The sequence below is a fragment of the Pseudomonas sp. TWI929 genome (assembly GCF_039673335.1).
Lineage (GTDB): Bacteria > Pseudomonadota > Gammaproteobacteria > Pseudomonadales > Pseudomonadaceae > Aquipseudomonas.
Genome location: NZ_JBDJLK010000074.1, coordinates 14,110 through 27,510 on the forward strand (window position 1 = coordinate 14,110; position 13,401 = coordinate 27,510).

The following is a 13,401-nucleotide window of genomic DNA, read 5'->3' on the forward strand; positions in this document are numbered from 1 at the left end:
CAAGGTAACCCCGACATGCGCACGCTCCTTCTTGCCCCCCTGATGCTGGCCGCCAGCGTGGCCGGCGCCGCCGAAACGGTGAAGATCTACAACTGGTCCAGCTACGTCGCCCCCGACACGCTGAAGAACTTCCAGCAAGCCAGCGGCATCGTGCCCACCTACGACGTGTACGACAGCAACGAAACCCTCGACGGCAAGCTGATGACTGGCAACTCCGGCTATGACGTGGTGTTCCCCTCCAACCACTTCATGGCCCGGCAGATCCAGGGCAAGGCCCTGAAGCTGTTGGACAAGTCGCAGCTGCCCAACTGGCACAACCTCAACCCGGTGCTGCTCAAGGCGCTGGAGGTGAACGACCCGGGCAACCAGTATGGCTTCCCGTACCTGTGGGGCAGTACCGGCATCGGCTACAACGTCGACAAGGTCAAGGCGGTACTCGGCGACAACGCTCCACTGGACTCGTGGGACCTGATCTTCAAGCCCGAGTACATGAGCAAGCTGAAAAGCTGCGGCGTCGCCGTGCTGGACAACGGCCCCGAGCTGCTGCCAATCGCCCTGCACTACCTGGGCCTGCCGCACCACAGCCAGAACCCGGCGGACTACGACAAGGCCAAGGCGCTGCTGATGCAGGTGCGGCCGTACATCAGCTACTTCCACTCATCGAAGTACACCGGCGACCTGGCCAATGGCGATATCTGCGTGGTGGTGGGCTTCTCGGGGGATGTGCTGCAGGCGAAGAACCGGGCCGAAGAGGCGAACAACGGGGTGAAGGTGGGCTATTCGATACCCAAGGAGGGCGCGCCGATGTGGTTCGACATGGTGTCCATGCCAGCCGATGCGCCGGATGAAAAGGCCGGGTATGCCTACATGAATTACCTGCTGCAGCCGGAAGTGATGGCCAACATCAGCAACCACGTGCAGTACGCCAACGGCAACCTCAAGGCGGACGGGCTGGTGGAGCCGGCGATGAAGGGTAATACGATGATTTACCCGAGCGAGGAAGTGATGGGCAAGCTCTATGCGCTGCAGGCGATGCCGGCCAAGATTGACCGCATCAGGACCCGGATCTGGACCAGCATCAAGGCCGGGAACTGAGCGCGGCCGTAGTGCGGTCCCTGTGGGAGCGGGTTCACCCGCGAATGCGTCGGTAAATTCAACATCGCATTCGCGGGTAAACCCGCTCCCACAGGGATCAGATGCAGCCTTTGAAAATCAGTGGTGCTCGCGGGTCGCGCGGAACTTGATGTCCGGCCAGCGCTCTTCCATCAGCGACAGGTTGACCCGGGTCGGCGCCAGGTAGGTCAGGTGCCCGCCACCGTCGATGGCCAGGTTTTCCATGGCCTTGGTCTGGAATTCCTCAAGCTTCTTCTTGTCGTCGCAGCTGATCCAGCGCGCCGACCACACGGTGATTGGCTCGTAGGCGCACTCGACCTTGTACTCTTCCTTCAGGCGGCTGGCGACCACGTCGAACTGCAGCACACCGACCGCCCCCAGGATGATGTCGTTGCTGCGCTCCGGGAAGAACACCTGGGTCGCACCCTCTTCGGCCAGCTGCTGCAGGCCCTGACGCAGCTGCTTGGATTTCAGCGGGTCTTTCAGGCGCACGCGGCGGAACAGTTCCGGGGCGAAGTGCGGGATACCGGTGAAGCCCAGCGCCTCGCCTTCAGTGAAGGTGTCGCCGATCTGGATGGTGCCGTGGTTGTGCAGGCCGATGATGTCGCCGGCAAAGGCCTCTTCCAGCTGCTCACGCTCGGAGGAGAAGAAGGTCAGCGCATCGCCGATGCGCAGGTCCTTGTTCAGGCGCACATGGCGCATCTTCATGCCCTTCTCGTACTTGCCCGAGCAGATACGCATGAAGGCGATGCGGTCGCGGTGTTTCGGGTCCATGTTCGCCTGGATCTTGAACACGAAGCCGGTGAACTTCTCTTCCACAGGCTCCACGGTGCGCTCGTGGGCCACGCGGCCAAGCGGGCGCGGTGCCCAGTCGACTACCGCGTCGAGCACGTGGTCGACACCGAAGTTGCCCAGTGCAGTACCGAAGAACACCGGGGTCAGCTGACCGTTGATGAACTCTTCCTGGTTGAACTCGTGGCAGGCGCCCTGCACCAGCTCCAGCTGCTCGACGAACGAATCGTACTGGTCGCCCAGGTGGGCGCGGGCTTCGTCGGAGTCCAGCTTCTGGATGATCTTGGCTTCAGTGCGCTCGTGACCGTGGCCTGGGGTGTAGACCACGATGTAGTCACCCGTCAGGTGGTACACGCCCTTGAAGTCACGGTAGCAACCAATCGGCCAGGTAATCGGCGCGGCCTTGATCTTCAGTACCGCTTCGATCTCGTCGAGCAGTTCGATCGGGTCGCGGATGTCGCGGTCGAGTTTGTTGATGAAGCTGACGATCGGCGTGTCACGCAGGCGGCACACGTCCATCAGGGCGATGGTACGGGGCTCTACACCTTTACCGCCGTCGAGCACCATCAGCGCCGAGTCCACTGCGGTCAGGGTGCGGTAGGTGTCTTCCGAGAAGTCTTCGTGGCCGGGGGTGTCGAGCAGGTTGATCATGTGCTCGCGGTACGGGAACTGCATCACCGAGGTGGTGATGGAGATACCGCGCTGCTTCTCCATTTCCATCCAGTCGGAGGTGGCATGGCGGTCGGACTTGCGCGACTTCACGGTACCGGCGACGGCAATGGCCTTGCCCATCAGCAGCAGCTTCTCGGTGATGGTGGTCTTACCGGCGTCGGGGTGGGAAATGATTGCGAAAGTGCGGCGCTTCGCGACTTCGGCGGCCTGGTTGGTCATGGGAAATCGCCTGACTGGGGGATTTAAAAGGGGCGATATCATACCTGAAGTTGGGCGGGGACCAAAATTTGATCTCCCGCAACCGGTCCATTGCAGGAGCTAAGCGCGTTGTTCCTGCTCCTCAAGGAAACCGTCAAGCGTGACGGGGGGACGGCCTGGAATATGCGCAACCAGCTCCAAAGTCCCGCCCAGAGCCTCCACATAGCTGCGCAAGGTGGAAATCAACATGTCACTACGCTTCTCCACCTTTGAAACATTACCCTGACGAATATCCAGACGCTCCGCCAACCCTTCCTGGGTGATTGCCAGTTGCCTGCGCAATGCTTGCAAGGTCATTTCTTCACGGATCAGTTCACGACCTCGGGCTTCAACCCTGGCTCTACGCTCAGGCGAAAGCTCGTTCATAACCTCATCAAGTGTTTTCATCATTCAACCTCTACACAGGTGCCGTTCGAAACGCGCGTCAGCACGACCGATCAGGCTGCGGTAAAACCTACGCTCACTGATGCCTGCCTTATCGCCGGCAACCAACAGCAGCGCACAACGTGATGGATCAAAGGCGAACGCTACCCGCCACACTCCATCGCCGACACTGAATCGCAACTCTTTCATGTTCGAATGCCTTGAGCCATTCAAGGAATCCACACGAGGCCGTCCAAGAGCCGGGCCACGGTAGGCTAGCAAGTGGAGTTGAGCCAGCAGTTCATCTTGAACCTCCATTGCCAAGGCCTTGAACTCGATCCTGAATTCCGGGCACATCCTTATAGTCCACACAGCTAAAATACCCTCGAAGGAATATTCCCTCAAGTAAATACCGAGAGAATTTCAAAGCAGATATTGCTTGGTGGGACAAATGGCTCGATAGCAGGTAATTCAACGCCTTGATGTAGGAAAAGCACTTATTTTTCGCGCGAAATTTCCAGGCCTCCAGTGATTAACGCTGGCCAAATGCCGCCTCAGATGGGAACCTTTACGCCCACGGAGACGTCCACTCCCCCGCAACCCGCTTCGGTTGGGGGACTGGTTTCATCAGCATTTTCGGGCCCGACGGGGTTCGGCTCATGGCCTGATTGCAGCCTTCGGCATGCATCACGCTGCTACTCGCGAACACACCACCGCCGCCAGGACTGGCCGGCAACCAAATCGTGTGCTCGCCGACAACACAAGGAGTCCGCCTGTGGCTAAACGCTACGGTAAAGGGCTGTTGGGATGCGCCACCGTGCTCGTCATCCTGGCCCTGCTGGTCCACTGGATCGGCATCGACACGATCACGCGTTATCGCGACGATCTTGGGTTCTACCTGCAAGCGCACCTGCTACTGGTGCTGGCTTCGATGGCGGCGGCGTTGGCCGTGGGCATCCCCGCCGGCATTGCGTTAAGTCGACCGCACCGGGTCGACAAAGCCGAGCGCTTCATGCAGTTCTTCAACGTTGGCAACACCATCCCTCCCCTGGCCGTTCTGGCCATCGCCCTGAGTATCCTGGGCATCGGCGCCGGGCCTGCGATCTTCGCACTGTTCCTCGCCTCCCTCCTGCCCATCGTGCGCAACACCTACGAGGGCCTGAAAAACGTCCCCGCCTCGCTCAAGGAAGCCGCCACCGGCATCGGCATGACCCCGCGCCAGCAACTCTGGCAGGTGGAATTGCCCAACGCCGTGCCGATCATTGTCGGTGGTGTGCGCGTGGCCCTGGCGTTGAACGTGGGCACCGCACCGCTGGCGTTCCTGATTGGCGCCAACAGCCTGGGCAGCCTGATCTTTCCCGGCATCGCCCTGAACAACCAGCCACAGCTGCTGCTGGGTGCCGCCTGCACCGCGCTGCTGGCACTGGTGCTGGATGCGGCGGTGAGTTTCTCCAGCAAGCGCTGGCTGGAACGTGGCCTGGCCCAATAAAGAAAGGGAACGTATGAACAAGAGAATCGCCTTGCTGCTGGGCGCGGCCCTGCTGTTCGCAGGATTTGCCCAGGCAGCAGAAAAACCGCTGATCCGCATCGGCGCGCGGGTGTTTACCGAACAGACCGTGCTTGCCGAAATAACCGCGCAATACCTGCGCGCCAATGGCTTCGACGTGCGCGTTACCACAGGCCTTGGCAGCAACATCGCGCGCCAGGCCCAGGAAACCGGCCAGCTCGACCTGATGTGGGAATACACCGGTGTGTCGCTGGTTTCCTACAACCACATCGACGAGCGCATGCCCAATGCCGAAGCCACCTTCGCCCGGGTGAAGGCGCTGGATGCGAAGAAAGACCTGATCTGGCTGAGCCCGTCGAAGTTCAGCAACACCTATGCGCTGGGCCTGCCCAAACAGGTGGCCGAGGCGTACCCGCAAATCAACACCATCAGCGACCTCAACCAGGTACTGCGTGACGAAAGCCAACGTACCCACCTGGTGGCGCTGGACACCGAGTTTGCCAACCGCCCTGACGGCCTGGTCGGGCTGCGCGAGATGTACGAGCTGCCGCTAGACCGGCGCAACATCCGCCAGATGGACGGCGGCCTGGTCTACACCGCCATGCGCAACAACCAGGTATTCGCCGGCCTGGTGTACACCACCGACGGCCGCCTGAGTGCGTTCAACCTAAAGCTGCTGGAAGACGACAAGCACTACTTCCCCGACTACACCGCAGCGCCAGTGGTGCGCAAAGCCGTGCTCAATGCCAACCCGCAACTGGTCAGCCTGCTCAAGCCGCTGGCCGAACAGCTGGACGACGAAACCATGCGCCAGCTCAACGCCAAGGTCGATGTCGAACACCAGAACCCGACCGCCGTGGCTGCCGCCTTCTTGCGTGAGCACCCACTGAACAGCGAGGGCCAGCCATGAACCTGATCGATACCTTCAACCACCTGGACTGGGCCCAGGTGCTGCAACTGACCTGGCAGCACATCATGCTGGTCGGTGTGGCCGTGGGCCTGGCGATTCTGGTCGGGGTGCCGCTGGGCATCCTCATGACCCGTTTCCCAGCCTTTGCCGGCCCGTTGCAGGCCAGCGCCACGGTGCTGCTGACCATTCCGTCGATTGCCTTGTTCGGCCTGTTGTTACCGTTCTATTCGAAGTTCGGCCAAGGGCTTGGCCCGCTGCCGGCGATCACCGCCGTATTCCTGTATTCGCTGTTGCCGATCATGCGCAACACCTACCTGGCCCTGACCAATGTCGAACCCGGCATCCGTGAAGCCGCGCGCGGCATCGGCATGACCTTCGGCCAGCGCCTGCGCATGGTCGAGCTGCCCATCGCCGTGCCGGTAATTCTCGCCGGTGTACGCACCGCCGTGGTGATGAACATCGGTGTCATGACCATTGCCGCCACCATCGGCGCCGGCGGCCTGGGCGTGCTCATCCTCACCTCCATCAGCCGCAGCGACATGTCGATGCTGCTGGTCGGCGCCGTGCTGGTCAGCCTGCTGGCAATCATCGCCGACCTGCTGCTGCAAACCCTGCAACGTGCCCTGACTCCAGAAGGACTGCGCTCATGATCGAACTGAAGAACCTCAGCAAAACCTTCAACGTCAACGGCAAGGACGTCAAAGCCGTCGACGCGGTAAGCCTCACCGTCAACGAAGGGGAAATCTGCGTATTTCTCGGCCCTTCGGGCTGCGGCAAGAGCACCACGCTGAAAATGATCAACCGCCTGATCACGCCCACCTCCGGCCAGGTGTTCATCAATGGCGAAGACACCACCGGGCTGGACGAAGTGACCCTGCGCCGGCACATCGGCTACGTGATCCAGCAGATCGGCCTGTTCCCCAACATGACCATCGAGGAGAACATCACCGTGGTGCCGCGCCTGCTCGGCTGGGACAAGCACAAATGCCACGAGCGTGCCCGCGAGCTGATGCACATGATCAAGCTGGAGCCCAAGCAGTACCTGCAGCGCTACCCGCGCGAGCTATCCGGTGGCCAACAGCAGCGTATCGGCGTGATCCGCGCCTTGGCGGCAGAAGCGCCGGTGCTGTTGATGGACGAGCCGTTCGGCGCGGTCGACCCGATCAACCGCGAGATGATCCAGAACGAGTTCTTCGAGATGCAGCGTGCGCTGAACAAGACCGTGATCATGGTCAGCCACGACATCGACGAAGCGATCAAGCTGGGTGACAAGATCGCCATCTTCCGTGCCGGCAAACTGCTGCAGCTGGACCACCCGGACACCCTGCTGGCGCACCCGGCGGATGACTTCGTGAGCAACTTCGTTGGCCAGGACAGCACCTTGAAGCGCCTGCTGCTGGTGCGCGCCGAGGATGCTGCAGACAACGCCCCGGCGGTAAGCCCGGAAACACCGGTGAGCGATGCGCTGGAGCTGCTCGACGAGCACGACCGCCGCTATGTGGTGGTGACCGATGCGCAGAACAAGGCACTGGGCTATGTGCGCCGGCGCGACATGCATCGCCAGCAAGGCACCTGTAGCGACTTCCTGCGGCCGTTCAATGCCACGGCCTCGCACGATGAGCATTTGCGCATCCTGCTGTCGCGGATGTACGAGTTCAACCGCGCGTGGTTGCCGGTGCTGGATGCCGAGCAGGTGTTTTTGGGCGAGGTGACGCAGGAGTCGATTGCAGCGTACCTGAGCTCGGGGCGCTCGCGCGGGGCGAAGACCAGCATCGTTTCGCCGGCTGAGGCGGTGGCCTCTTAGATTGCTGGGGGCGCAAATCGGCGCCGGCGATCTTGGCTCAGAACCCAGATAATGGACTGCCTGTGCCGGCCTCTTCGCGGGTAAACCCGCTCCCACAGGGTCGGCGCAAGGCTAAAGGCCTGCGCGGTACCTGTGGGAGCGGGCTCACCCGCGAAGCAGGCGACGCGGAGTCAGAACCCTACACTGGCCTGCACATAGAATGTCCGCGGCTCACCCACATAGATGCCGGCGTTGTTGTCGCTGGAGCGGGTGAAGTACTGCTTGTCGAACAGGTTCTTCACCCCCGCCGCCAGCTTCAGGTTGGACAGCTCAGGCCCGAATTCATACCCGCCACGGGCATGCCAGGTCACGTAACCCGGAATATCGCCATACTGCCCATCCGCACTCGGCTCGGTGATGTAGTCGCCGTTGAAGCTGCCATCGGCATTGATCCCGGTACCCGGCGCGCGCTGCTTGGATTGGGCGTAGGCGTCCAGGTTCCAGGTCCAGCGGTTGACCGCGTAACGCACCCCGGCGGTGGCCACCTGGCGTGAGTAGAACGGCAGGTCACGGCCCTCGAAGCCCGGGATGTCCCCTTCATAAGTAGCGCGGGTGTAGGTGTAGCCGCCGCTCACCGACAACCCGTCCAGGCGCGGGTCCAACCCTGCCAGGTCATAGCGTACCGAGGCCTCGATACCTTGGTGCTTGGTCGCCCCGAGGTTGGTCCAGCCTACGTCGTTGCTGATGTACTGCAGTTCGTCATCGAAGTCGATGTAGAACGCCGTCAGCTCACCAGCAAAGCCGCCATTGTCATAGCGCGTACCCATTTCGTAGGTCTTGGCCTTTTCCGGCTCCAGGCCATTGGCGGTGCTGTTGCCGGTTCCGCCCTGGCCCAGCTGGAAGTACTGCAGGCTGCCGAACGAGGTCTCGTAGTTGGCGAACACCTTCCACGCATCGGAGATGTGGTACATCACACTCAGCGCCGGCAGCGGCTCGTTGCTGGTGATGCTGCGGTTCTTTTCCGGCACCGGCTTGCCGTTGGCGCCGAGCACCGGGCGGTCGCGCCAGTCGGTGTTGATGTGCTCGAAGCGGATGCCCGGGGTGATGGTCCAGTTGCCCACGTCGATCTTGTCGTCAATGTAGTAGGCGCTGGCCTCGGTACCACCACTGCGGTCCTGGAACACATGGCCGTCGGAGCCCGGGGCGGGCGTCGGCACGTTGTCGATCAGCGCCAGGCGGGTCGACTGTTCGCGCATCGCTTCTTTCAAGTAGCGGTAGCCGACGCTGACTTCCTGGGTGGTCGGGCCGGCGAAGAAGATGTGCGACAAGCGTGGTTCGATAGCGAAGGTGTGGTAGTTGCGCGGGTACGACGACAGGGTGGTCATGTCGCGCGAGGCAATGGCGCTGCCGCGGAAGCTGTCGGTGTAGTAGGTCAGTACTTCGAACTGGGTGGCGTCGTCGAGCTGCCGTTGCCACTTGAACGACACGTCCTTGCGCCGGCCGGCGAAGTAGTCGTAGTCGCGCAGCGACTGGTACGGGTTGCTGTCGTACTGAGCCTGGGTCAGGCCACCGGGCATGTCGGCGCGGCCATCGTAGTAGTGGAAGTTGAGCCAGAACTCGTCGACGTCGGTCGGCGCCCAGTGGGTCTTGAGGATAACGTCATCGATGTCGTTGCCGTTGTTGCTTTCGCGGTAGCCGTTGCCGTTCACCCCGGTGTACAGCAGTGCCACGCCCATGCCGTTGTCTGCCGTGCCGCCGACGAAGGCCGACTCAGTGTGCTTCCAACCGCCGTGCTGGGAGGTTTCCAGGGTGGTGGACAGCTCCGCCGAGGCTTTTTCGGGGATGGCCCGGGTAACGAAGTTGATCACCCCACCAACGTTCTGCGGGCCATAGCGCACCGAGCCCGCACCACGCACCACGTCAATACTGTCGAGGTTGCCCGAGGAAATCGGCGCCATCGACAGCTGCGGCTGGCCGTAAGGTGCGAAGGCGGCCGGGATGCCGTCGATCAGCACCGTGGAGCGTGGCGATAGGCGCGAAGTCAGGCCGCGCACGCCAACGTTCAGCGACAGGTCGCTGCCACCGGTACCGTTGGAGTCCTGCACCTGCACGCCCGGGATGCCGCGCAGCACATCACGCACGTTCATCGCGCCCTTCTCCACCATGGCCTCGCGGCGTACCACCGTGCGCGCGCCAGGGTGGTTCTGCACCACGCTCTGCTGGGCATCACCCAGCCAGTCACCAACCACCTTGATGTCGGTGGGCGCCAGCTCCAGGCTGCCCGTGGTGAGCGTGCCATCGGCTTGCGCCGGCTTGACCACCACGGTGTCCTGGGACATCTCGTAGGTCAGGCCGCTGCCTTGCAGCAACTGCTGCAGTGCCTGTTCAGGCGCTAGCTGGCCGGACACCGCCGGGGCCTGCTTGCCAGCCACCAGCTCGGGGCTGAAGAACAGTTGCAGGTTGGTCTGCTGGCCAAGCTGGTTCAGCGCCGAAGCCAATGGCTGGGCCTGGATCTGGATGGTGCTGGCAGCCTGCACGGCCTGGCTGTTCATGGCCGCAGCACTGACCGCCAGGGCCAGCGCCAGGGCGCGCAAGGGTGGGAAGGGCTTATTGTTGTTCACGTCGTCGAAACTTCCTGGAATGCGGAATAAACGCCAACCACATGCAAATGGAAATGCTTGGCAGTTGCAGCTGGCGGGGAAGACGAACGAGCGGAAAAAAACCTGAATCTATTTCGCGATTATTTCGCGCGAGCCATCTTCATGGGCCTTGATGGCCACCGGCAGGATGCTCGGCAAGGCGCGCAGCAGCGCGTCGGTGTCGTCGGTGCTGAAGGTGCTGGACAAACGCATCTGCGCAACTTTACCAGGGGCGACCCGCAACGGCTGGCTACGGTAGCGCGACGCTTCGGCCACCACCTCGGCGAGGGTGGCGTTGTCGAACACCAGCTTGCCCTGGCGCCAGGCCGTCACGGCGGCGGCGTTGACCGCGTAGGGCGCGGCCACCTGGCCTCGTGCATCTATATGCGAGCCTTGGCCCGCCGTGAGTTGCGCCAGCGAGGCGCCCCTGCCTTGTACCCGCACCGAGCCCTGCTCCACCGCCACGCGGGTGCTTGCTGGGTCCAGGCGTACGTCGAAACGGGTACCGGTGACCGTCACGCTGCCTTGGGCGGTGTCGATCACGAACGGCCGGGCGCTGTCGTGGGCGACGCTGAACATCACCTCACCGGCACTCAAGCGGATATGCCGCTGGCCAGCGCTGAAATCGACCTGCAACCGCGTGCTGCCATTGAGTTCCAGGTGCGAGCCATCCGGCAATTCGACCTGGCGACGCTCATTGAAGGCAGTCTGCAAGCTGCCCTGGTGGTTCAGTTGCTGGTAGTGCCAACCGCCCCACCCCAGGCCCAACGCCAGCAGCGCCACGCTGGCGGCCAGCGCCTGACGCACAAAACGCCGACGCGGCAGCTGTTGCACCGGGTCCGGTTGGCACAGTGCCTCCAGGCGCTGGCGGGGAATGAAGTCGGCGGCCTGCCACACGCGGCACAGGTGTTCGTACTCTTGCCGGTGGCGCTCATCGCTCGCCAACCAGGCACGCAGCTGCTTCTGCAGCGCGGTATCCCGAGGCGCATCCTGCACGCGGACGAACCATGCGGCCGCCTGTTCGCGGACGGTTTCGGTACCGTGCTGTTTCATCGAAAAGGTCTCCTGACTCATCATGCCGACACATCCAGGTGCTCACGCAGATGCCGGAGCGTGCGGATCATATACTTTTCGACCATGTTCTTGCTCAACCCCATGCGCTCGGCAATCTCGGCCTGGGTCAGGCCTTCGAGCTTCTGCCAGACAAACACCCGCCGGCAGTTGAGCGGCAGTTCGGCCAGCGCCCGCTCGACGCTATCGGCCAGTTCCAGGGCATGCACGTAGGCCTCCGGGTCGCCACTGCCGGCCATGCCCTCGTCGAAGGCTTCCAGTTCCAGGGCCTGGCGGCGGTCTTCGCGGCGGAAACCATCCACGGCAATGTTGCGCGCAGTCTGGTGCAGGTAGGCGCGCGGCTGCTCTACCTGCTCGCGCGGGTTTTCCAGCACCCGGACAAAGGCATCGTGGGTGAGGTCCTCGGCCTGCTGACGACTGCGCAACTTGCGCGTCCAGGTGCCGATCAGCTCATGGTAGTGGTCGAGGAAGCCTTTGTGTCCAGACACGGTCGGGGGTCATCAGGGAGGCGGATAAGGGTGCGAATAGTAATGTTTCTCATCAATAACGGCAAATCCGCCAGTCGGTAACAAAAAATTTATGAGCCATTTCCTGTACGTGGGTACTAGAAAAATGTGGCCATAAATATGAACACCTCTGGCCCCTTCGCGGGTAAACCCGCTCCCACAGGAATACCGAAAACCCTGTGGGAGCGGGTTTACCCGCGAAGGGGCCAACACAGTCCATTCCACAATTTTTTACGCTTGCAACATCGTGGGGAACATCAGCCGGTCACACGAGTCGGTTATTCAAATGGCTGGTCGTCGATCCACGGCGATCACGCCCGGATTGCCTGTTGATTCTGCATTCTTCACGCCCTAAAGTGCGCGCCGAACGTCCATGCTGGAAACGATCCATCCGGCTCAAGTACTGAGTAGGCGAACCAAAGTGGGGATACGGAGGACGTTCAGTTTGCAGCCACTTATTCTTTCAGTTTGCCCATGGAGTCCCTGAGCATGTCGATCCAGGTCGAAGACTATTTCGCGCGTGACACCTTCCAGAAAATGAAGGCGTTCGCCGACAAGCAGGAAACCCCGTTCGTACTCATCGACACCCAGATGATCAGCCAGGCCTATGACGACCTGCGCGCCGGTTTCGAATTCGCCAAGGTCTACTACGCGGTCAAGGCCAACCCGGCCGTCGAGATCATCGACCTGCTCAAAGAGAAAGGTTCGAGCTTCGACATCGCCTCGATCTACGAGCTGGACAAAGTGCTGGGCCGCGGCGTCAGCGCCGACCGCATCAGCTACGGCAACACCATCAAGAAGTCCAAGGACATCCGCTACTTCTACGAGAAGGGCGTGCGCCTGTATGCCACCGACTCGGAAGCCGACCTGCGCAACATCGCCAAGGCCGCCCCGGGCTCGAAAGTGTACGTGCGTATCCTGACCGAAGGCTCCACCACTGCCGACTGGCCACTGTCGCGTAAATTCGGCTGCCAGACCGACATGGCCATGGACCTGCTGATCCTCGCCCGCGACCTGGGCCTGGTGCCTTATGGCATTTCCTTCCACGTGGGCTCGCAGCAGCGCGACATCAGCGTGTGGGACGCCGCCATCGCCAAGGTCAAAGTGATTTTCGAGCGCCTGAAGGAAGAAGACGGCATCGAGCTGAAGCTGATCAACATGGGTGGCGGCTTCCCGGCCAACTACATCACCCGTACCAACAGCCTGGAAACCTACGCTGAAGAGATCATCCGCTTCCTGAAGGAAGACTTCGGTGACGAGCTGCCAGAAATCATCCTCGAGCCAGGCCGTTCGCTGATCGCCAACGCCGGTATCCTGGTTAGCGAAGTGGTGCTGGTGGCACGTAAGTCGCGCACCGCCGTCGAGCGCTGGATCTACACCGACGTGGGCAAGTTCTCCGGCCTGATCGAAACCATGGACGAAGCCATCAAGTTCCCGATCTGGACCGAGAAGAAAGGCGAAGCCGAAGAAGTGGTCATCGCCGGCCCGACCTGCGACAGCGCCGACATCATGTACGAGAACTACAAGTACGGCCTGCCGCTGAACCTGGCCATCGGTGACCGCCTGTACTGGCTGTCGACCGGTGCCTACACCACCAGCTACAGCGCAGTGGAATTCAACGGCTTCCCGCCGCTGAAGGCTTACTACCTGTAACGCAAAACGGGGCCGCAAGGCCCCGTTTTCATTTGTGCTATCCAAGGCCTGCGCAATCCCTGTGGGAGCGGGGGGGGTGGGGGGGGGGGGGGGGGGGGGGGAGGGCGGCCGAATTGAGAGGGGTGGGTGGGGAG

Annotated in this window: 12 protein-coding genes; 6 read left to right on the forward strand and 6 right to left on the reverse strand. The window is 62.0% G+C overall.

The features are described 5' to 3' along the window. The first annotated feature begins 15 nt into the window (after positions 1-15). Positions 16-1,095: a polyamine ABC transporter substrate-binding protein gene (locus ABE456_RS22655; protein ID WP_346645923.1), complete on the forward strand. Its 1,080-nt coding sequence runs from the start codon at positions 16-18 to the stop codon at positions 1,093-1,095. A 117-nt stretch (positions 1,096-1,212) separates the two neighbouring features. On the opposite strand, the gene ABE456_RS22660 is transcribed toward ABE456_RS22655, so the two are convergent. The 3 genes from ABE456_RS22660 to ABE456_RS22670 form a co-directional block, all read right to left on the reverse strand. Next, the gene (locus ABE456_RS22660; protein WP_016713179.1) at positions 1,213-2,796 is read right to left on the reverse strand and encodes a peptide chain release factor 3; all 1,584 of its coding nucleotides are present in this window, start codon (positions 2,794-2,796) and stop codon (positions 1,213-1,215) included. A gap of 99 nt (positions 2,797-2,895) precedes the next feature. Next, on the reverse strand, positions 2,896-3,225 hold the full coding sequence (locus ABE456_RS22665) for an XRE family transcriptional regulator (protein WP_114167731.1): 330 nt from the start codon (positions 3,223-3,225) through the stop codon (positions 2,896-2,898). Continuing rightward, positions 3,226-3,555, reverse strand: coding sequence for a type II toxin-antitoxin system RelE/ParE family toxin (locus tag ABE456_RS22670; RefSeq protein ID WP_346645924.1), 330 nt, complete (start codon positions 3,553-3,555; stop codon positions 3,226-3,228). 418 nt (positions 3,556-3,973) lie between these two features. On the opposite strand from ABE456_RS22670, the gene ABE456_RS22675 reads away from it, so the two are divergent. From ABE456_RS22675 to ABE456_RS22690, 4 genes are read left to right on the forward strand one after another with little or no spacing between them, the layout of a single operon-like run. Then, the gene (locus ABE456_RS22675; protein WP_346645925.1) at positions 3,974-4,687 is read left to right on the forward strand and encodes an ABC transporter permease; all 714 of its coding nucleotides are present in this window, start codon (positions 3,974-3,976) and stop codon (positions 4,685-4,687) included. 13 nt (positions 4,688-4,700) lie between these two features. Beyond that, the gene (locus tag ABE456_RS22680; protein WP_346645926.1) at positions 4,701-5,615 is read left to right on the forward strand and encodes a glycine betaine ABC transporter substrate-binding protein; all 915 of its coding nucleotides are present in this window, start codon (positions 4,701-4,703) and stop codon (positions 5,613-5,615) included. Next, a complete protein-coding gene (locus ABE456_RS22685; RefSeq protein WP_346645927.1) occupies positions 5,612-6,265 on the forward strand; it encodes an ABC transporter permease in 654 nt (217 codons plus the stop codon). The genes ABE456_RS22680 and ABE456_RS22685 overlap by 4 nt, the downstream gene beginning before the upstream one ends. Then, complete coding sequence (locus tag ABE456_RS22690) at positions 6,262-7,419, forward strand: ABC transporter ATP-binding protein (protein WP_346645928.1); 1,158 nt, start codon at positions 6,262-6,264, stop codon at positions 7,417-7,419. Before ABE456_RS22685 ends, ABE456_RS22690 begins: the two co-directional genes overlap by 4 nt. A gap of 170 nt (positions 7,420-7,589) precedes the next feature. On the opposite strand, the gene ABE456_RS22695 is transcribed toward ABE456_RS22690, so the two are convergent. The 3 genes from ABE456_RS22695 to ABE456_RS22705 all read right to left on the reverse strand — a co-directional run bounded on the left by ABE456_RS22695 (position 7,590) and on the right by ABE456_RS22705 (position 11,596). Then, positions 7,590-10,019 (reverse strand): TonB-dependent siderophore receptor, encoded by a 2,430-nt coding sequence (locus ABE456_RS22695; protein WP_346645929.1) that lies wholly within the window; start codon positions 10,017-10,019, stop codon positions 7,590-7,592. Positions 10,020-10,127: 108 nt separating this feature from the next. Further along, entirely contained in the window at positions 10,128-11,090 is a 963-nt protein-coding gene (locus ABE456_RS22700; RefSeq protein ID WP_346645930.1) for a FecR family protein, read from the reverse strand. A 20-nt stretch (positions 11,091-11,110) separates the two neighbouring features. Further along, on the reverse strand, positions 11,111-11,596 hold the full coding sequence (locus ABE456_RS22705; protein ID WP_346645931.1) for a sigma-70 family RNA polymerase sigma factor: 486 nt from the start codon (positions 11,594-11,596) through the stop codon (positions 11,111-11,113). A 507-nt stretch (positions 11,597-12,103) separates the two neighbouring features. Between ABE456_RS22705 and ABE456_RS22710 the strand changes: the two genes are divergently transcribed. Beyond that, positions 12,104-13,267: a type III PLP-dependent enzyme gene (locus tag ABE456_RS22710; RefSeq protein WP_016713187.1), complete on the forward strand. Its 1,164-nt coding sequence runs from the start codon at positions 12,104-12,106 to the stop codon at positions 13,265-13,267. Positions 13,268-13,401: the final 134 nt, after the last annotated feature.